The following is a 20,662-nucleotide window of genomic DNA, read 5'->3' as shown; positions in this document are numbered from 1 at the left end:
ACTCCTCTAAATTTCATGCAATCTTCCAGCTTACTGCCTGTTTTCTGCCGGTAATAAAGTTCTTATATATACCATCCTGTTCCATTAGTTCTTCGTGTCTACCCTTCTGGACGATCTTGCCCTTATCGACAACGATTATCTGATCTGCATTTCTTACAGTTTTAAGTCTGTGCGCGATCATGATTATCGTCTTTTGCTTGGTAAGATTCTCAATTGCCTGCGTAAGCTCTTTTTCATTCTCCGGATCCACGTTGGCTGTAGCTTCATCGAGGATGATGATCGGAGCGTCCTTCATAATGGCACGGGCGATGGCTATTCTCTGCTTTTCTCCTCCTGAAAGAGTAGCTCCGCCTTCACCTACTACAGTTTCATATTTATCCGGAAGCCCCATGATAAACTCATGGCATGCAGCTTTCTTGGCAGCTTCAATGACTTCATCCATTGTCGCCTCAGGCTTTCCAAAGCGAATATTATTGGCAATTGTATCTTCAAAAAGATATACTCTCTGGAATACAAAGCTGAAATTTTCCATAAGGCTGTCAAAGCTGTAGTCCTTAACATCCCTGCCACCAAGTGTAACCTTACCCTCCTGAACATCCCAGAAGCGGGCGATCAAGGAAGTGATGGTCGTCTTTCCACCTCCCGAAGGTCCTACAATAGCGGTAGTCGTATTCTCTTTTATATCCAGAGTTACATCGTCGATGATCTTTCGATTCTCGTAAGCAAATCCTACATGTTCCAAATGGATATCCCTGTTTTCAGGCTTAAAATCTGCGCCATCAATATCCATCTGCTCGATATTTAGGATCTCATTGGCAAGATCTACTCCCTTACCGATTACCTTGAGAAGCGCAGTGTAAATACCGCAGGTATCCAGTGATTCAAAGATCATGAAGGAGCTAAGGAGCATGACGATTGTATAAACAAGCTCCATAGTACCTGTCAGGTAGAAATACACAGATACGCCGGCAATCACTACTCCGATAAGTTTGCAGATAAGATTCTGTACTCCAACTGCCGGGATTGCTGCGATTTCAGCTGCTATATCAGCTTTCTTTTTTCTCTCAATAGACTTTTGAACTTTGGACTGATTCTGTCCTATGATGTTATAATTCCTGATCTCGGCAATGCCCTGAATATACTCAAGGATCACTCCAACCATCTCCCGGTCAGCAGAAAGCTTCTCATCAGCAACTCTTGCAACGCTAAGATTTGTCCACTTGTTCACCAGGAAAAAGACTCCTATGCCGGCCACTGATATAAGTCCAATCCTCCAGTCAAAGGCGAACATGAAAAGCGCAATAACTATAGTTGTCAGTCCGCCCTGAAGTACCAGCATTATTGCTCTTGTAGCAATATCACCGGTCTGCTCCATGGTATTTGTTGTCACAGAAGTGATATGTCCAAGGCTGGTATCGTTGAAATATCCCATAGGAAGATACCGAAGATGCTCACCTATCTCGATTCGTTTCATGGCGCAGGTATCATAGCCTGCTTCCGTCTGAAGCATATATGCAAAGCGGTTTATGACCATTTTGCCAAGAGTACTGACAAGCATGAGTCCGATAACTGTGAGTATTGTAGTGTTTGTAAGATTGTTCTCAAGAATTGCCTTGATTGCTACAAAAGCTGCAGGTATCTTCATTGCAGCAAACATTGCATCTATTACTCCAAGTACAACTGATTTATAAAACTTATTCCTGTTCTTTTCATTGCAGAAGTCAAAGAACTTTTTTACCATACTAAGCATTTAGGCCTCCTTCCTGGTCAGTTCCTGACCTGATGCATTCTCTATATCTTCATCTTTCGACATGATGTGAGCATCCCACATCTTTCTGTAAAGTACGCATGACTTAAGGAGTTCCTCCTGTGTTCCGCAGGCTTCCACGTTACCGTTATTGATCACGAAGATCTTATCAGCATCCACGATAGTTGAAAGACGGTGTGCAATCACAATAAGGGTTCTGCCCTGAACGAGCCTCGCTACACTGGCCTGAACCAGCGCTTCATTCTCGGGATCTGTATAGGCAGTAGCTTCGTCAAGAATTACTACAGGAGCATTCTTGAGCATTGCTCTGGCAATACAGATTCTCTGTCTCTCGCCGCCGGACAGATGACCTCCTGCTCCGCCAACCACTGTGTCATAGCCGTTTTCAAGCCCCATAATGAAGTCGTGGCATCCTGTTGCCTTCGCGGCATTTATCACATCTTCGTCTGTGGCTCCAGCTCTGCCAAGTCTTATATTTTCTTTTACAGACAGATCAAAGAGGTAGTTATCCTGCGCAACGTAGGATATCTGTCCCATGTAATAATCAAGAGGCAGTTCTTTTATATCGACTCCACCATAAGTGATGGTTCCCGAATCAGGATCCCACAAAGAATCAATGAGCCTGGCGATTGTGCTCTTTCCTGAACCTGAAGGGCCAACCATAGCAACAACTTCGCCCTGATTAATATCCATGTCGATTCCGTGAAGAACTTCTTTATCTTTGTAAGTAAATCTCACATTCTTAAGACAGATATCAGACCCCTGAGGCTTTTTGGTTATTGCAGCCGGTCTCTCCATGTCTTTTCTCTCAAGGATTTCAGTAACTTCTCCAAAGATTGTTCCCATCTTCAGGATGTCATCCATGTAAGAGAATGCGATCACAAGCGGTGTGATAAGTCCCGCAGACAAAATGATTCCTGTTATAAACTTTTCCGGAGTAATAGCGCCATTCTTTACCAGTAAAAGACCTATCGGAAGAACTCCAAGGAAAGTTGCAGGCAAAAAGGCCATCATTCCAGCCTGAGGCCAAATGCATTTTCTCATCCAATCAATGAAGCAGTCCGCACCTTCTCTTGCAGCAACTACAAACTTTTCGTAGGAACTGCCTGTTTTACCAAAGGCCTTTATTACTTCTATTCCGTTGATGTACTCTACTGCAGTATCGTTGAGCTTCTTTGTCTTTTGAACAGAGACCTCATATCCGCCACGGCTCTTTATCATCATCACCGTGCAGAACACAAGACCAATTGCGGCTCCTACAAGGTTGCTAAGGCCAAGCCTCCAATCCAGAGTTAGCAGATAGATAAACATAACTGCAGGCAACAGAATATTTGCCGTGAACTCCGGAACAATATGTGCCAGAGTGGTCTCCATGGCATCTATTCTTTCAACTATGATGTTCTTGTAGCTTCCACTGTTATCATCGAGAACCGAGCCAAGTGGAATTGTCGCAAGCTTTTCGCAGACCTGCTTTCTAATTGTTCCAAGAACAGTAAATGTAGCTATGTGTGATAGGGATGTTGACACAGAATGCAGTGTCACTCTGAGAATCCAGCAGACGCCCATGATAATGGTCTGCGTCAGATAAAAACTCCAGTCTTTGTTTCCTGATAAAAGTTCTGAAACAATCCTGGCAATAATAAGATAAGGTGCAAAAGATGCAGCTACTCCAAGCATAGCAAGAAGTACACTTCCGACGAAGAACACCCTCTTTCTTCCGGCAAACTCAAGCACCCAGGATATAACACTTCTTTTTTTCATGATACCCTCCTCATATAAAGTTACCTAATGCTAACACGATTATAGTACGTTGTAGTCTGGTTAGCAATAGCTAACTTTTAGAGGGTTCAGTCTTCGACTTATATTCCTCTCTTGGCATGAATAACAGCCTTTTTATTTCCCAGGTCGACTCTGGCATAAATACCATCATTTCTGTTAAGAGCGTTCTCTACTCTCGTAGCACAGTTACTGCACACCACGCCTTCAATGCTCGCCTCAGAATCCCGTGAATGTCTTCTGATGAAGGTAATATTTGAAAACTGTCACTGTTACTCGAAAGCTTTTAGTTCGTATTATGGTGAATAATGCGAACCATCGAGGAAGGAAATTATATTCCAATATAACACGCCAACTTCAGCCCGAAACCGGAATTTATCAAGCGCTATTCCTAAACAGGCAGCTCGACAAACACCGATTTGTCTTTCTCAGTTATACCGCAAGATATAATTCCGAGATATCGTTTCACAGCACTTCCACTATTACCTTTATGATGCTAAAAACTCCCCAATCTTATCTCCAATCCCTTCAAGGGCCATTCCCACAGCCACAGCTGAGAAGCTTACAAGGAATGCCGCAAAAGACATTCCCAGAGCAATCATCACGCACTCCCACATATGCTGGCAGGCATACATGATGATAATTGCCAGCATGATGAGGTAGAACAGTCCCAAAATCACGCAGCCGATCTTTGAAAGAACACCTACCCAGGTCCTGATGAAGCAAACCATCAGGAACACCGGGAACATTATTATCTTCGCAAGTAACTTGATCATAAACATATTCAACCCTCCATATACTCGTCATCATCTGTGTTATTGGTTTCTTCCACGCTCCGGAAGTTATTCCTGGCGTCTTTGTTTATCACTGCCTTAAATTGCGCATCAGCTGTTGTTGATACGTTGTAAAGCATTGCCAGGAGATACTGCCTTGGATTTATTGGCGGCTCTGCAAGTTTGTTCCAGTTATCAAGAACGTCCTCGATGTGGAATCTTGTGAGCTTCATGAATCTTCCCTTAACCACATTGGTGCTCCTCTCTTCACCTCCAATGACCATTTTCTCCTTGGATGAAGTCAGGACATCAACCATGAGATCAGCTATTCCTCTGATAATCCCTGCGTTCCCAGGATAATTCCGGCAAAGAGCTTCCGTCTCGATATTTTCATCAACACACTCTCTATATGCCCATGCATCTTCATCCAATCCTATCCCATCAACCCTTTGTTTATTACTGTTACTGGGATAGATAGGGATGAGATTATTATTAATATTTTTTATATTTTTATTATTATATGGGTCCAAATTTTGAACGGGTTTAGATTCAAAATTCACACTACCCCCATCCAAATTCTGTACTCCATAGTTTAAATTTTGGACTGGTGTGAAGTTATCCACATCTGTAGATCCAGCAGATTCAAGGATTCTCTTTTTATCAATCGCTCCAAAAGTTTGTTTTTTGTACTTCTGCATATCGTTGATAAGGAAGTTTTTCACATAGAATCTTGAGACACTTCCTGGGCATCTTGTATCTTTTTCAATCATCCCTCTGGCCTCAAGGCTCTTAAGAGCTGTTATAGCTGAGCTTCTTTTACAGTGGCCAAATTGCTGTGCCATTTCCAATGAACAGTAGACATATGCTCTCCCCAGTTCATCATGTCCGCTAATATTTCCGCCCAGCTTCATTCTTTCAAGGAGGCTTGAATATATCAGAATCTCTGATAGCTTAAGCCCTTCATATTCCTTGTCATACAGAATTGCTTTGGGAACCATGAGAAAAGCATATGTCTCCGACTCCTTTCCATTGAAATACTTCAAATTCAGTTTTTTGATTTCTTCTTCCTTGTAACCCACTTGGATCTTCCTCCCATTTCCATATTATTGTTCATTTTCCTGTTGCCACTTCTCCAAAAGCCCCAGGATAACCATTTCTCTCTCCTTAGCACTAAAGTGTGGAGGGAAATACTTATCAAGTTTTTTCTCTGACAGTGAAACCTTTCTTGATGGCTTATTCTCTGGAAGTGCATCTCTCATAATCTGTGTCATGACTGTATGAGAAATGTTTTCTACATTCTCAGTATTCTTAAGTGCTTCTATCTGAACAGGCCTTAAGAAACCTGTCTCACTGTAGTATTCATAAATCCAGTTCTGCAGTTCTCTGTCAAAATGAGAAATATCGACAGCGGTATTTAAACCTATTTTCTTGGCATCCACTAAATCAAGAAGATCAGGAATAAGTTCTGTAAGGCTAATGTATTTTTGTACCTGACGGCCGCTTATGCCTGCTTCCTTTCCAACTGTGTCCCTTGCTTTCTTATTCTCATGTTCTAACTTGTGGAACTCGGTTCCACATGTTACTTCGTCCTCATATATAGCATCAAGGTCTTCATCATCTTCTGACTTGTGGAACTCAGTTCCACAAGTTAAGTCATTTCTCTTTCCCTGCTTTTTCAAAACGTCATATTTCATCTTGAAAGAAAAGGCTCTTTCACTAGGTAAAATCTCTTCTCGCTGTACATTAGAATCAACCATTGCCACAACAGCGGTATCATCATCCATTTCCTTGACAACAGCAGGAATCGTTTTTAGCCCTGCAAGCTTAGCGGCATGCATTCTTCTGTGCCCAGAAACCATCTCGTAACCGCCATCAGCACAGGGTCTAAGCATTACCGGAGTAAGAACACCATTTACTGCAATACTTTTTACAAGATCTTCCATACGACTATCATCAATAACCTTGAAAGGATGGTCCTTGAACGGTCTGATCTGACTAATCTGTATTTCTTCTGTAACATCTTTTGTAATAGGAGCACCAAGAAGCTCCTCAACTGACTCAAAATGTATTTTCTGTCTCTTTGCTGCCATAATGCTCCTCCTTATGAATTCTTCATGACAACCTCTGTAAGTGTCGAATAGGCTGCTGCTACTTTTCCTTTGGGATCATATTCAAAAATGCTCTTACTCATAGCGCTGGTCTCTGTAGCCCTTACTGAAATCGGAATTTGAATTGGAAATACCGGAATACTTTTTCCATAAACCTCATTAACCTCTGCTATAATGTCTTTAGCGTAGTTTGTTCGGTTATCTACCATAGTTAGGAGAATTCCCTCAATCTCCAGTTTTGGATTGAGCCTGCGTTTTACTGTGTAGATAGTTTTAATAAGAGCCTGTAATCCTTTCACAGGAAGGAATGCTGCCTGAACAGGAACGAGACAGGTGTCAGCACATGCCAACGCATTAACAGTCATGACACCAAGTGAAGGCATACAGTCGATAACAACGTAATCATAGTTTTCTTTTACACTTTCGATATATCCCTTAAGAACCAGCTCACGGCTCATTACGTTTACAAGAGAAACTTCAGCGGCAGAAAGACCTATATTAGAAGGAAGAAGGTCTATATTCTCGCTATGACGGATTATTGCATAGCCATCAGGTATTTCTTCCTCATTTACAAGCTTTTCGATAATATCCACGATAGTAGGCTCCAGCTTATCCGGTTCCTGCTGTCCCATACATATGGACAGACTTGCCTGAGGATCAGCATCTATGACCAGGACCTTATTCCCCATATTTGCGAGGCCTGCTGCTAAATTTACTGTAGTTGTGGTTTTTCCCACACCACCTTTCTGATTTGCGATTGCAATAACTTTACTCATACGATTCTCCTTCCACCTCTTTAGCGAGGGCTTTTAATAATTTGTCTTCATCACCATCAATAAGATCTTCAACAATCTTCTGATGCTGTCTTAGATACTCTTCAAAGATGTCACGCCTTATCAGAACCTTTTTGCCGATCTTATAAACCGAGCCTGAGGCCCAGGCCATTCTGATAATAGGTTTCATTCCAAGTCCGTAATAATCCTGGGCCATTCGATACGACACCATGCATTTACGACTGAACATGACATCTTCATCATCCAAGTACTGGGAGAACTTCCAAATAATTCCGCTCATTTTTTACGTCCTCCGGTCTTTGTCATTTTAGGTGGCTGATGAAAGGTCTCAAGAAATCTCTCAAATATTTCCCTTTCAATGAGAACAAATCCATCAACCCTGTAAATTGCTCCAGCTTTATCAGCAAGCTCCAGAAGCTTCTTGTGCTCGATACTGTAAACATATTCTGCTTCCTTGTACCTGAAGAACTTCCTGCGAAGCTTCCTCACACCCCTCGTTACTTCATCTTTTCTCTCAATATCCATGTACTCATCAACAATGTTACTCATCCGATTGCTCCTTTCAGTTTGCAGGGCTAAGATCAAAGAATCTTTTGAGCTTTTCATAGTCGTAGTAAACAGCTCCATTGACCTTCCTCTGGGCATCACACTGTTTGGCAATAACACGAACAGTGTCTTCACAACAGTTAAACTTGAATACCGCCTGATCAATCCTTATATAATCAGGATCACCGAACTCTCTTGGCCTTTTAATTCTTCCCATGTCTTGCCTCCTTATTTTGTTGTTGATGAACGCCCTACTACATGTCATGGCTTCTGAGTAAACAAAAAGAGCCATCTTTGAATTTCTTCAAAAATGACTCTTAATTCCATTATATTTTATTTGCCAAATCACAAAACGTACTGTATTTTACTACATTGCACGCTCTATATGCTGTCAAATTTGCTGTCAAATATCATTTCAACTCTTGAAACCCGCATGAACACTGAGTTTTTTACTTCATGCTCTTAAGTGTCGGGAACAGCAGCACGTCTCTGATAGTAGCACTATCAGTCAGCAGCATGCAAAGTCTGTCGATACCGTAGCCAATACCACCTGTAGGAGCCATACCAACTTCGAGGGCATTGAGGAAGTCCTCGTCTGTGTGCTCAGCCTCTTCGTCGCCGGCTGCTGCGTTGGCATCCTGAGCTGCGAAACGCTCACGCTGATCGATAGGATCGTTGAGCTCTGAGTATGCGTTGCACATCTCCCATGTGTTGATGAAGAGCTCGAAACGCTCAACCTTCTCAGGATCTGTAGGCTTCTTCTTGGTAAGAGGTGAAATAGCAAGAGGATGATCCATGATGAATGTAGGCTGGATCAGGTTCTTCTCGCAGAACTCCTCGAAGAAAAGATTGATGATGTCGCCCTTGGTGTGGCGGTCCTCAAACTCGATGTGGTGCTCCTTGGCAAGAGCCTTGGCTTCCTCATCTGTCTTAACTGTATCGAAGTCGATGCCTGCGTACTTCTTGATGGCATCGTTCATTGTAAGACGCTCGAAAGGCTTGCCGAGGTCGATCTCGTTGTCACCGTACTTGATAAGTGTTGTACCGCAAACCTTCTCAGCGAGGTAACGGAACATGGACTCTGTAAGCTCCATCATTCCTTCATAATCTGTATATGCCTGGTAGAGCTCCATAAGTGTGAACTCAGGATTGTGTCTTGTATCTACACCCTCATTTCTGAATACACGGCCGATCTCATATACTCTCTCAAGGCCGCCGACGATAAGTCTCTTAAGGTAAAGCTCAAGAGAGATACGAAGCTTACGCTCCTCATCCAGGGCATTGTAGTGTGTTACGAATGGTCTTGCAGCTGCTCCGCCTGCGTTCTCAACAAGCATAGGAGTCTCAACTTCAAGGAAGTCACGCTCTGCAAGGAAGTTACGGATCTCACGAAGGATTGCACTTCTCTTCTTGAAAGTCTCCTTAACCTCTTCGTTCATGATAAGGTCAACATAGCGCTGTCTGTATCTGATCTCTGTATCTGTAAGTCCGTGGAACTTCTCAGGAAGTGGCATAAGAGACTTGGATAAAAGAGTCAGCTCTTTTACATGGACTGAAATCTCACCGGTCTTGGTTCTGAAAGCAAAACCCTTAACACCGATGATGTCACCGATATCCATCTTCTTGAAATCAGCATAAGCCTCATCTCCAAGATCGTTTCTTGAAACGTAGAGCTGCATGCGTCCGTCTCTGTCCTGAAGGTTGGCAAAAGATGCCTTACCCATTACACGCTTGCTCATCATACGACCTGCCAGGGATACAAGCTTATCTGCAGGGATATCTGACATAGGAACTACTACTGCCTTGCCTTCTTCGTCTACAGGAGCTACAAACTCGAGAGCCTCGAAGTTATCTCTTACCTGCTGTGTGTGATGTGTCTGGTCGTATTTAACGATCTGGAAAGGATCTCTTCCCTGAGCCTGGAGCTCAGTAAGCTTATCTCTTCTTACCTGACGAAGACGTCCAACGTCCTCTGCAGGTGCATTCTGCTGATTGTTCTGCTGATTATTCTCTGCCACCTTTTTTCCTCCGTAATATGTGTCTTTCATATTGTACAAAGAGCCGACGAATTGCTATCGCCGGCTCGTGTTATCTAAAGTCTCTTATCAGACCTCTGATCTCTGAATGCCAAGTACCTTATACTTGAAGACGCCAGCCTGTGTCTCTACAGAAACTGTCTGTCCCTTCTTGGCACCGATGAGCGCCTTACCAACAGGTGACTCGTTTGAGATCTTGCCCTTAAGGCTGTTTGCCTCTGATGAACCAACAATCTTGTATTCAATCTCCTCGTCGAACTCAAGATCTTTAAGCTTAACTGTGCATCCGATGCTGATCTTGTTTGTGTCAACATCTGAATCATCAATAACTTCTGCATTCTTGAGGATCTTCTCGATCACTTCGATCCTTGCTGCGATATCACGCTGCTCATCCTTAGCTGCGTCGTACTCAGCGTTCTCTGAAAGATCGCCCTGCTCTCTTGCTTCCTTGAGCTTCTCAGCAACCTCTTTAAGCTTGACTGTCTTGAGCTCGTGGAGCTCTTCCTCGTACTTAGCAAGTCCTTCTTTAGTTAAAATGTTCTTTTTAGCTTCCATAATACTCTGCCCTACCCTTCATAAAAAGATATATCTGAAAAATAGTTAATTTCATTTTTTAACTTTGCTATTATACTGTTATTTATTTTATGTGTCAACACTAGGCGGGAGCATTATTTTAGCGCATGCTTCTTTGAGTGTATCCATGTCCGTCATCTGGTTTATCTCGTTTCTAAACCTCGCACTTCCGGGCATCCCATAGGTGTACCAGGACACGTGCTTACGCATCTCGCGGATTCCGATGTACTCACCCTTGTACTTGAGCTGCATATCGGCATGCCTTATGACTGTGTCGTAGACCTCTTTCCTGCTTGGCCTCTCACAGGCTGCGCCTTTTTCAAAAAAGCTTTTGATCTCCCTGAAGATAAACGGATTGCCCTGGGCTGCCCTTGCCACCATGACTCCGTCGCACCCTGTCTGCTCAAACATAGCCTTGGCGCTCTCTCCGTCAACCACGTCTCCGTTACCTATAACGGGGATCTTCACAGACTCTTTTACCTGTCTGATGATATCCCAGTCGGCCTTTCCTGAGTAGAACTGCTCTCTGGTCCTTCCGTGAACAGCCACAGCTGCTGCCCCTCCGGCTTCTGCTGCCAGGGCACACTCAACGGCGTTAACGCTGTTTTCGGTAAAGCCCTTTCTTATCTTAACTGTAACAGGCCTGTCAGAAACCTGAACCAGTGCCGACACTATTCTTTCAATAAGAGCCGGATCCTTCATAAGAGCAGAGCCTTCACCATTGCTTACAACCTTCGGCACGGGACACCCCATGTTGACGTCCAAGATGTCGTAGGGCCTGTCCTTTATCATCTCAACTGCCTGCTGCATTATCTCGGGCTCTGAGCCAAAGAGCTGCAGCGAAACCGGATGCTCATCCGGATGGATCTCCAGCAGCATGTTGGTGTTTCTGTTCTTATAAATAATAGCCTTGGCGCTGACCATCTCCATGCACACAAGGCCGGCTCCCATCTCGCTGCAGAGCACACGAAAAGGCAGGTCGGAAACGCCTGCCATGGGTCCTAAGATTATGTTGTTATCAAGTGTTACGCTGCCAATCTGCAGCTTACCATATCCTGCCATAAAGTCTTTCTAATTAAAACGCGCCGTTTTCTTCTTCCTCATCCAATGCATCTGCAGCCTTCTCGCCCAGCACATAGATCTTATAATATATTCCCAGCGCCTCGAACAGGTCCTGTCTCTTTCTCCTGACCTCTCCCACTAAAAGCCCTGCTGTGATCTCATCGTAGGTGATATCCTCTTCATCAGCATTGGTCTCGATTGAAACGCTGCCGTCCTCCTCAAAGACAATGGTAAAGATACCGCCTGCCTCCTGGGTAAAGAGGACGCTGATGATGTTGAGCTCCTTCTTGATGCTGTCAGGGATCTGCTTGAACAGCGGGTTAAAATAATACTTCTGCTCGTAGGCGTTGGCTCCGCACAGAACTATCCTTCCGCCTGCTGCCTGCTCAAAGACGCGTCCCTTGTTGGTCTTTTGCATCTCATCTATATGGAGGTCTTCCTCAAACTCTTTGTTATATTCTTCTTCAAATTCCTTGGCACTCATTAAATAAACTCCTTATTCGGGCTGATTCTGATCATCAAATTCCTTGTTCTGTGGCTTGTTCCTACGGTTCTTTTCATAGAGGATCTGAAGGCCCCTGAGGGTCAGTATAGGATCGTAGATATCGATCTCCTCCGTAAGCTCTGAAATAAGCCTTCCAAGGCCGCCCGTTGCCACAACCTTCATATCCTTAAGGCCTGATTCTCTCTTCATCTCTTCGATGATGTATTTGGACTGGCCGATCTGTCCATAGATAAGTCCCGCCTGCATACTGGAGATGGTCTCCCTTGCAAGGATTGAATCGGGCTTTTTGATCTCGATCTCAGGAAGCTTGGCTGTTCCCTCCCAGAGGGCCTTGGCTGAAATCCTGATTCCCGGTGATACAACACCCGCGAAGAACTCGCCCTTTTCATTGATCGGAACATAGGTAGTTGCTGTACCGTAGTCAACCACAAGCACAGGTCCGCCGTAGATCTCATAGGCAGCAACTGCGTCAACAATAAGGTCAGGTCCGATCTCTCTTGGGTTATCGGTTGTGATCTTGATGCCGGTCTTGATTCCGGGGCCCACAATATAAGGCTTCCTGCCTATGTATTTAACGATGGCATTGACCAGAGCGTGCATGACCTGCGGAACAACGCTGGCGATCATAACGCCCTCTATCTGCTCCTTATCAATGCCGTTATGGCCCATCATCTCCAGCATCTGAATTCCGTACTCATCCGAAGTGTGATCGGTCTTGCTCATCATACGGAACGAGCTCTTTAGCTCCTCTCCTTCAAAAACGCCGAATGTAATATTCGTATTTCCTACATCAACGACTAAGATCATATCCATAGCCTCCTGTTATACATATCCGTACAGTCCTCTGACAGAAACGTCCCCGGCGGTAACTTCGCGCACCTCTCCGGTATCCATTCTGACAATGAGCTCGCCCTTATCTGTTATTCCAAGAGCTTCTCCCTGCTCATTTTGGGGCTCTGCAAATTTTTCTTCTACTTCTTCTCTGCCTTTTACTTCCGAAGGCTTTTTGGTATCAAGGAGCATCACTCTCTGTCCCTTGTTTACCAGTCTCTTTTCATATTGATCCTTAAGAAGCGATAAGTCATGGGTCTTTTCAAACTTCTCGTAGTTCTCCTCAAACCTCTCCATGACCCGGGCCACCACAAGGCTCCTGTCGATAGGACGTCCGCATCCGGTCAAAAGAGATCCTGCCACATCCTTAATTTCTTCCGGAAAGCGCGCCATGTTGACGTTTATGCCAACACCTATGACCACGTCCGACATCTCGCCCGAAGGCTCCATGTGAAGCTCCGTCAGGATTCCGCAGATCTTCCGCTCCGCCAGGATCACATCATTGGGCCATTTTATATTACAGGTAAAAGAGCTTTCGGAGATGCTCTCATTTATGGCCTGCTCTGCGCCTTCTGCCACGGACAGTCCCATGACCAGAGTGAGCATTGATACGCACTCTATGGGTACCTTGGGACGTACTATAAGGCTCATGGCGATATTGGCTCCGGCGGGAGTCTCCCAGCTTCTTCCGCGTGAACCTCTGCCCTGTTCCTGCTTGTCTGCAACCACCAGCATTCCGTGGGGCGCACCTTCTTCTGCAAGGCGCTTTGCGTCATCGTTGGTGGAGTCCGTTATGTCTTTATACCAAATGTTTGCAGCTGCCCATCTTGTGTGCAGCTGCTCGCTTATATGTTCTTTACTTAGCATTATTTCTTGAGGGTCGCATACATTACTGCCTTGATGGTGTGCATGCGGTTCTCAGCCTCCTCAAATACGATAGAGCGATCTGATTCAAATACTTCATCTGTAACTTCCATCTCGTCAAGACCATACTTCTTCTTGATGTCTTTTCCAATGCCTGTGTTGAGGTCGTGGAAGGATGGCAGGCAGTGCATGAATACGCAAGAATCTCCGGCGTTCTTCATTATGTCCATAGTTACACGGTATGGCTCAAGGTCTTTTATCCTCTCCTCCCATACGCTGTCGGGCTCGCCCATGGATACCCAGATGTCGGTGTAGATAACATCAGCGCCCTTGGTTCCCTCGATGGCATCCTCGGAAAAATCAATTACTGCACCTGTCTGTGCTGCGATCTCCTGACAGATCTTAACAAGATCCTCAGATGGGAAGTACTTCTTGTTGGATACTGCTGTGAAGTGCATGCCCAGCTTAGCACAAAGAACCATCAGTGAGTTACCTGTGTTGTATCTTGCATCACCCATGTAAACCAGGTGGATTCCCTTAAGGCGTCCGAAATGCTCTTTTATTGTAAGGGCATCAGCAAGCATCTGTGTTGGGTGGAACTCGTTGGTAAGACCGTTCCATACCGGCACCTTGCTGTGCTTAGCAATAGTCTCAACTATCTCCTGCTCAAAGCCCCTGTACTCGATTCCGTCGTACATGCTTGCAAGAACGCGCGCTGTATCTGCGATGCTCTCCTTCTTGCCGATCTGGGAATCTGTGGGATTAAGATAGGTTGAACCCATTCCAAGGTCGTGAGCTGCAACTTCAAAGGAACATCTTGTTCTGGTACTGGTCTTCTCAAAAATCAGGGCAATGTTTCTGCCTCTTAGCTCGTCGTGAAGAATACCGTTCTTTTTCTTGTCCTTGAGCTCTGCAGCCAGGTCAATGAGGTACTCTATCTCTTCAGTGGTAAAATCCAGCAGTTTCAGAAAATCTCTTCCGTACATATTCATGATGCTCCTCCTCCAAATATAAAAATGAGCCCTTGACTCCGTCCCTGGGGGTCAAAAATGAGCCCTTGACTCCGTCCCTAGGGGTCAAAAAGGGGATTGCGCTTAGCAATCCCCTACATTCTATCATATATGCTTTATTTAGTGCACCCCAAATTACCAGAATACGTGTGCTCCGATGATGATTCCTTCTCTTCCGTTTACACGTCTGAAGTGAAGTGCTCCGCCTACGGTTGTCTCACCGTTTATGGCTGCCTGAGCTGCCTGGTAATTGGAATCGCTGATCTTGCCTGAGTTGTAAACTCTTGCAACGGTTCCGTTAAGAGCAGGTGTGAACTGACCTGATGCATAGATTACACCGTAAATACTGCTCGGGTATCCGCCTGACTTAACACGGTTCATAACTACCGCACCTACAGCGACCTTACCTTCATAAGGCTGGTTACCTGCCTCACACTGGATAAGAGCTGCCAGGAGCTTGACCTCATCTGCATCTGCACTGACTGCTCCGCGGTTCTTGGTAAGTGCTGCCTTCTTCTCAGCTTCCTCACGAAGCTTGATGGCTGCTATGGTCTCACCGGAGTCGATCTTGAAGGTTGATGTAACATAATCAGCCTGAACATATCCGGTATCATCGTTGTAATCAACGGCGATCCATCCATCGCCTGTATCCTCGATAAGGTCTACGAAGGTGTTCTCTGCAAGAACGCCGACAACCTCGGCATCTGATGAAGCCTCAGCCCTGATGTTAAGAGCTGTTCCGTTGCTGGTAACTATCTGCTTACCAACGTCCTGAGCAAGTGCCTCAGCATCCTCATCGAATAAAAGATACTCATCCTTGGCCCATCCGATAAGATCACCGGACTGAACCTTGGTCCATCCGTCCTGTCTGTCTAAGATTTTACCTCCGCAGTCCTTGTAAAGAACTCCGACCTTAGCGCTGTCTTCATTGGGCTCTTCCCTGACATTCATCACTCTGCTGACATTGGCCATCACGAGATTTGATGATTCGCTCTCTGAAGCACCCTCTGTGCTGCTCTCGGATGCTGCAGACTTCTCTGCGTTCTCGGCAGCCTTAACCTCAGGGGCTTCGCTGTCAATTCCAAGTGGAGCGATGGGACTGATAATATTTGTAATTCCTGTAGCAAGTTCTAAATAGTTTGAAGTGCGTCTTGCCTCTACTGTTATACTCTGGGTAAAAGACATTACCACAACCAGGAAAAGTACTGCCATGGTCTTAGTGGCCCCGGAGAATAACTTTCGTGAGTTATCCATACAGATTGCTATCCTCTTTTTTATTTAAATTTGTTACAAAGATATTGCAACATATTAAGATTTAAACAATTCGGAGGTAATAATAGCAAAGATGAGCCATTTTGTCAAATTTCTATTAAATTTGTGTCAAAAAAGTGTGAAAATTACAGGCTTTTGCTCTTGTCGATGCACGCTGTTACAGCATCCATCACGGTTCCTCTAAATCCTGCTTCCTCAAGTACTCTCACAGCCTCGATTGTAGTGCCTGCAGGTGAGCATACCATGTCCTTAAGTTCTCCCGGGTGCTTACCTGTTTCAAGGACCATCTTGGCACTGCCAAGTACTGACTGGGCAGCGAACTCATAAGCCTGCTTTCTTGGCATTCCGCCTGCTACTGCTGCATCTGCCATAGCTTCGATGAATAAAAAGACATATGCAGGTGATGATCCGCTTACGCCGACCACTACGTCCATCAGTGACTCAGGCACGGTATATGCCTTACCAAAGCTCTCCAAAAGCTCTTTTACGAAGTGATAGGAATTGTCGTCCACAAGATCGTTCCTGCAAACAGCAGAGCATCCTTCGCCTACAAGAGCAGGTGTGTTAGGCATTACTCTGATGATCTTGGTGGGCTTTTCAAACTCGTTCTCGATCCATGCAATGGTCTTGCCTGCTGCGATGCTGACGATGACCTTGTTATCATCCATGCTGTCCATGATATCTGCGATAACAACCTTGAGATACTGAGGCTTAACGGCAAGAACGATGATGTCTGCCTCCTTGGCAACTGCAGCGTTGGAGTTTCTTGTCTGGATGCCGAACTTATCCGCTGCCTTACGGCAGGTCTCCTCTGTGTTGGCTGAGCCTATGATCTCGTTTGGTCCCATGAGGCCTTTCTGCAAAATGCCGCCGATCATTGCCTTTGCCATGTTTCCTAATCCGATAAATCCTACTGTCATTTCCTTTACCCCCTCCTCTGTCTGGAAGCTTCAAATGTAAGTATTGCTGATGATGTGGCTGCGTTCATGGATTCCACCTCTCCCTTCATGGGAATGAGGACATAGATCTCAGCCGCATCTGCAGTCTCTTTGGTCAGTCCGTTTCCTTCGTTACCTATAAGAAAAGCTGTTGGCTGTGTGTAATCAAACTCGTCGTAGTTCTTCTCCCCTTTAAGATGGGCTGCATAGGTGTGTACGCCCTTAGCCGTCAGCTCTTTTACCAAAGGAGGAACATCTTCTACATATATATATGGCATCCTGAAAATGGAGCCCATGGTGGACCTTATTACCTTGGGATTGTATATGTCGGCGCAGCCCTTGCTGAGGATAACGCCAGTTACTCCCGCACCTTCGCCTGAGCGGAGCATGGTGCCAAGATTGCCTGGATCCTGGATGTTCTCAAGAACCAGAAGGAGCGGAGCATTCTCTTTTCCAGATTCTGCTGCCTCCTGATTGTAGCCCTCGATGACCTCTTCTAAGGTGTAGGCATACTGCCTTATTACCGCAAGAACTCCCTGAGGTGTCTGGGTGTCGCTCATCTTCTTCATGACTTCCTCGGAAACCTCTTCTGCGCCATATCTCCAGAGAATTTCCTTGTCCTCTTCGCTTGCGCCGGAGACAAACTTCTCTGTGACATACACTTCGGAGACCTGAAGAACAGGAGCTTCCCTGAGCATCTTCATTCCTTCTATTACAAAGACGCCGTCCTCGCGACGGGCCTTGCTCTTTTCTACGTAGCTTACGACCTTCTTGACGCGGTCGTTGGATGTACTTGTGATCATGGTGATACCTCTTTTGAAACATTTGGGTAGTAGATTATAGTATAGCACATTTGAGGGAGAGTGGGGGAGTCAGTGGGGACGGTTCTGTGAGTCAGTGGGGACGTTTCAGTTTGACTCATTTTGCGAACCAAAATGAGTCAAACTGAAACGTCCCCACTGACTCACAGAACCGTCCCCACTGACTCCCCCACTCTCCCTCAATAAAAAACCGGGGCAAGAGTGCCCCGGTTCTATACCCTATTGGAAATACCTTTTCTAAAATCAGTTCTTTACAACGAACTTTCCGCCACGCTTTGATACTACGTCGAAGATAACGGCTGCAAGAAGAACGATACCTTTTACAACCTTCTGCATGTTGGCATCAACGCCCATAAGTGACATACCAAGGTTGATAACACCCATGAGAACCGCACCAACGATAACGCCGGGAACTGTTCCGATTCCACCGTAAGCAGATGCTCCACCGATGAAGCAGGATCCGATAGCATCCATCTCATAGTTCTGGCCGTATGTAGGCTGAGCTGATGTAAGTCGTGCGATTGTGATCATACCTGCAAGTGCTGCAAGGAATCCCATGTTTGTGTAAGCAAGGAAGTAAACCTTGTTTGTATCGATACCTGAAAGCTTTGTAGCCTTCTCGTTACCACCTACTGCGTAGAAGTAACGTCCGATTGTTGTATTGCTTGTGATGTATCCGTAAACAAATACTACGATGAGTACCCAGATAAGAACTGAAGGAATACCCTTGTGCTGAGCAAGTCTGTAAGCAAATGCTACAAGTACTGCTGCCAGAACTGCTGTCTTAATTGTGAATGTAACAATGTTCTCAAGCTCATATCCGGAGTTCTTTTTCTTGATACGTCCTGTAACCTGAAGAAGCACATAGATTGTTGCTCCGATGATTCCGGCAAAGAGACATGTAAGGTTAAGTGCTCCGCCACCTAAGAAATCAGGGATGTAGCAGTTAGCACCACCACCGAACAGATTTACAAAGCTTGTCTGATCCTTGATTGAAACTGTAAGACCATTAAGTACTACGTTTGAAAGTCCTCTGTAAATAAGCATGCCTGCCAGTGTTACGATGAAAGGAGGGATACGAACAAACGCGATCCAGAAGCCCTGGAATGCACCGATTGCTGTTCCGATAGCAATCATGATAATGATTGCAAGCCATACAGGAACACCAAAGTTCATCATAAGTGTTGCGCCAACGGCACCAACGAAACATACTACTGAACCAACTGACAGATCGATGTTACCACCGGTCAGGATACAGAGCAGCATACCTGTTGCAAGAACAAATACGTATGCGTTCTGTGAAATAAGGTTACTTACATTCATGGGAAGCAGGATTGCTCCGCCTGTCATAAATGAAAAGAACGCTAAAACTATTACAAGAACGAACACCATGGTGTTCTTTTTCAAAAATCCTAAAATTTGATCTTTATTCATGATTCTCCTCCTCGTTTCCAGATGACTGTAAGATATAAGTCATAATTTTTTCCTGGGTTGCATCTTTTGCATCAAGCTCCCCGACCATCTTTCCTTCGTTCATAACATAGATTCTGTCGCACATACCAAGGATTTCAGGAAGCTCTGAAGAAATCATGATGACTGATTTACCTTCAGCTACCAGCTGGTTGATAATGCAGTAGATCTCGTACTTAGCACCTACGTCGATACCTCTTGTGGGCTCGTCAAGGATAAGGATTTCAGGATCTGCAAACATCCATTTTGCCAAAAGAACTTTCTGCTGATTTCCACCGCTGAGGTTTCCAACATTCTGTTCTACTGTAGGACATTTGGTCTTTAGCTTTTCCTTATACTCTACTGCTACTGAGTATTCCTTGTGCTTATCAATAACCTTTCTATTACTTACTTCGTCAAGGTTAGCCAAGGTTGTATTGATCTTTATGGGATTAGACAGGATAAGTCCATTTCCCTTTCTGTCTTCTGTAACATATGCAAGTCCGTTCTTGATTGCCTGACTTACAGTATTAAGATGAACTTCTTTTCCATCAATAAAAGTCTGTCCGGTAATGTTTTCCCCATAGCTTTTCCCAAATACGCTCATGGCAAGCTCTGTTCTGCCAGCTCCCATAAGACCTGAGATTCCGAGAACCTCGCCCTTTTTAACATATAAGTTAACATTGTCAACGACTTTTCTTTCTTTATAAAGAGGATGATAAACGTTCCAGTTCTTTATCTCCATCTTTACCTCTCCGATATGAGGCTCTCGCTTAGGGAATCTGTCTGAAAGTTCACGACCAACCATTCCCTTGATGATCCTTGCTTCGGAGAAATCATCCACTCCCTTTGTAAGAGTCTCAATTGTTGAACCGTCACGGATAACTGTGATCTTGTCGGCAACATATGAAACCTCGTTAAGTTTGTGGGAAATAATAATAGAGGTAAGACCTCTTTCTGCCTTCAGCTTAAGGAGCAGGTCAAGAAGTGCCTTTGAATCTGTCTCATTAAGTGAAGATGTGGGCTCGTCAAGGATAAGAAGTCTTGCATCCTTTGAAAGAGCCTTCGCAATTTCTACAAGCTGCTGTTTACCAACACCGATGTCCTTGATAAGAACCTGTGTGCCCTCTTTAAGGCCTACGATGTCGAGATACTTTCTGGCAAGTTCATTGGTCTCATGCCAGTTGATCTTAATCTTGTTTCCTCTCTCGTTTCCGAGGAACATATTCTCAGCGATTGTCATATAAGGGATAAGAGCCAGTTCCTGATGGATGATAACTATACCCTTTGACTCACTGTCTTTGATCTGATTAAATTGACAAACCTCTCCGTCATAAACTATATCACCCTCATATGATCCGAAGGGATAAACTCCACTAAGGACATTCATAAGAGTGGACTTTCCAGCACCGTTCTCTCCTACCAGCGCGTGGATTTCACCTTCTTCAACCTGAAGGTTTACGTTATCTAAGGCCTTTACGCCAGGGAAGGTTTTGGTGATATTCTTCATTTCCAGTAATATCTTTGCCACGATGC

General features: G+C 44.8%; 22 protein-coding genes. All 22 read right to left on the bottom strand.

The window, feature by feature from the left end; translation table 11 throughout:
- Nucleotides 1-13: 13 nt before the first annotated feature.
- The 22 genes from G632_RS0113445 to mmsA all read right to left on the bottom strand — a co-directional run bounded on the left by G632_RS0113445 (nt 14) and on the right by mmsA (nt 20,657).
- Nucleotides 14-1,750, bottom strand: coding sequence for an ABC transporter ATP-binding protein (locus tag G632_RS0113445; RefSeq protein ID WP_022769864.1), 1,737 nt, complete (start codon nt 1,748-1,750; stop codon nt 14-16).
- The gene (locus G632_RS20130) at nt 1,751-3,529 is read right to left on the bottom strand and encodes an ABC transporter ATP-binding protein (protein ID WP_022769863.1); all 1,779 of its coding nucleotides are present in this window, start codon (nt 3,527-3,529) and stop codon (nt 1,751-1,753) included.
- Between the two features lie 98 nt (nt 3,530-3,627).
- Nucleotides 3,628-3,747 (bottom strand): cation transporter, encoded by a 120-nt coding sequence (locus G632_RS21775; protein WP_207640362.1) that lies wholly within the window; start codon nt 3,745-3,747, stop codon nt 3,628-3,630.
- Between the two features lie 285 nt (nt 3,748-4,032).
- Entirely contained in the window at nt 4,033-4,326 is a 294-nt protein-coding gene (locus G632_RS0113435) for a hypothetical protein (RefSeq protein ID WP_022769862.1), read from the bottom strand.
- A gap of 2 nt (nt 4,327-4,328) precedes the next feature.
- Nucleotides 4,329-5,396, bottom strand: coding sequence for a DUF6017 domain-containing protein (locus tag G632_RS0113430; RefSeq protein WP_022769860.1), 1,068 nt, complete (start codon nt 5,394-5,396; stop codon nt 4,329-4,331).
- A gap of 24 nt (nt 5,397-5,420) precedes the next feature.
- Complete coding sequence (locus G632_RS0113425; protein ID WP_022769859.1) at nt 5,421-6,407, bottom strand: ParB/RepB/Spo0J family partition protein; 987 nt, start codon at nt 6,405-6,407, stop codon at nt 5,421-5,423.
- Nucleotides 6,408-6,418: 11 nt separating this feature from the next.
- Nucleotides 6,419-7,201, bottom strand: coding sequence for a ParA family protein (locus G632_RS0113420; RefSeq protein WP_022769858.1), 783 nt, complete (start codon nt 7,199-7,201; stop codon nt 6,419-6,421).
- Nucleotides 7,194-7,499 (bottom strand): DUF6462 family protein, encoded by a 306-nt coding sequence (locus G632_RS20125; protein ID WP_022769856.1) that lies wholly within the window; start codon nt 7,497-7,499, stop codon nt 7,194-7,196. Before G632_RS20125 ends, G632_RS0113420 begins: the two co-directional genes overlap by 8 nt.
- Nucleotides 7,496-7,768, bottom strand: coding sequence for a DUF6462 family protein (locus tag G632_RS20120; protein ID WP_022769855.1), 273 nt, complete (start codon nt 7,766-7,768; stop codon nt 7,496-7,498). Before G632_RS20120 ends, G632_RS20125 begins: the two co-directional genes overlap by 4 nt.
- 13 nt (nt 7,769-7,781) lie before the next feature.
- Nucleotides 7,782-7,982: a hypothetical protein gene (locus tag G632_RS0113405; RefSeq protein WP_022769853.1), complete on the bottom strand. Its 201-nt coding sequence runs from the start codon at nt 7,980-7,982 to the stop codon at nt 7,782-7,784.
- 232 nt (nt 7,983-8,214) lie between these two features.
- Nucleotides 8,215-9,783, bottom strand: a complete 1,569-nt coding sequence (gene lysS / locus G632_RS0113400) for a lysine--tRNA ligase (RefSeq protein ID WP_022769852.1) — start codon at nt 9,781-9,783, stop codon at nt 8,215-8,217.
- Nucleotides 9,784-9,870: 87 nt separating this feature from the next.
- Entirely contained in the window at nt 9,871-10,356 is a 486-nt protein-coding gene (greA, locus tag G632_RS0113395; protein ID WP_022769850.1) for a transcription elongation factor GreA, read from the bottom strand.
- An 87-nt stretch (nt 10,357-10,443) separates the two neighbouring features.
- Nucleotides 10,444-11,436, bottom strand: coding sequence for a tRNA dihydrouridine synthase DusB (gene dusB / locus G632_RS0113390; protein WP_022769849.1), 993 nt, complete (start codon nt 11,434-11,436; stop codon nt 10,444-10,446).
- 13 nt (nt 11,437-11,449) lie between these two features.
- A complete protein-coding gene (locus G632_RS0113385) occupies nt 11,450-11,920 on the bottom strand; it encodes a DUF6145 family protein (protein ID WP_022769847.1) in 471 nt (156 codons plus the stop codon).
- 12 nt (nt 11,921-11,932) lie between these two features.
- Nucleotides 11,933-12,748, bottom strand: a complete 816-nt coding sequence (locus G632_RS0113380) for a type III pantothenate kinase (RefSeq protein WP_022769846.1) — start codon at nt 12,746-12,748, stop codon at nt 11,933-11,935.
- A gap of 15 nt (nt 12,749-12,763) precedes the next feature.
- The gene (locus G632_RS0113375) at nt 12,764-13,639 is read right to left on the bottom strand and encodes a biotin--[acetyl-CoA-carboxylase] ligase (RefSeq protein WP_022769845.1); all 876 of its coding nucleotides are present in this window, start codon (nt 13,637-13,639) and stop codon (nt 12,764-12,766) included.
- Nucleotides 13,639-14,628 carry an ornithine carbamoyltransferase gene (argF, locus tag G632_RS0113370; RefSeq protein ID WP_022769843.1) on the bottom strand — a complete coding sequence of 330 codons (990 nt, stop codon included), beginning with the start codon at nt 14,626-14,628 and terminating at the stop codon, nt 13,639-13,641. Before argF ends, G632_RS0113375 begins: the two co-directional genes overlap by 1 nt.
- A 153-nt stretch (nt 14,629-14,781) precedes the next feature.
- On the bottom strand, nt 14,782-15,900 hold the full coding sequence (locus G632_RS0113365) for an SH3 domain-containing protein (RefSeq protein WP_022769842.1): 1,119 nt from the start codon (nt 15,898-15,900) through the stop codon (nt 14,782-14,784).
- A 143-nt stretch (nt 15,901-16,043) separates the two neighbouring features.
- A complete protein-coding gene (proC, locus tag G632_RS0113360; protein ID WP_022769841.1) occupies nt 16,044-16,838 on the bottom strand; it encodes a pyrroline-5-carboxylate reductase in 795 nt (264 codons plus the stop codon).
- A 5-nt stretch (nt 16,839-16,843) separates the two neighbouring features.
- Nucleotides 16,844-17,659 (bottom strand): TrmH family RNA methyltransferase, encoded by an 816-nt coding sequence (locus G632_RS0113355; RefSeq protein WP_022769839.1) that lies wholly within the window; start codon nt 17,657-17,659, stop codon nt 16,844-16,846.
- Between the two features lie 261 nt (nt 17,660-17,920).
- Complete coding sequence (mmsB, locus tag G632_RS0113350) at nt 17,921-19,114, bottom strand: multiple monosaccharide ABC transporter permease (RefSeq protein WP_035776176.1); 1,194 nt, start codon at nt 19,112-19,114, stop codon at nt 17,921-17,923.
- Complete coding sequence (gene mmsA, locus G632_RS0113345; RefSeq protein ID WP_022769836.1) at nt 19,104-20,657, bottom strand: multiple monosaccharide ABC transporter ATP-binding protein; 1,554 nt, start codon at nt 20,655-20,657, stop codon at nt 19,104-19,106. The genes mmsB and mmsA overlap by 11 nt, the downstream gene beginning before the upstream one ends.
- Nucleotides 20,658-20,662: the final 5 nt, after the last annotated feature.

Source organism: Butyrivibrio sp. NC2007 (assembly GCF_000421405.1).
Taxonomy (GTDB): Bacteria; Bacillota; Clostridia; order Lachnospirales; family Lachnospiraceae; genus Butyrivibrio.
Note: the sequence above shows the minus strand (reverse complement) of the source record. Positions and strands in the feature narration are given on the sequence as shown.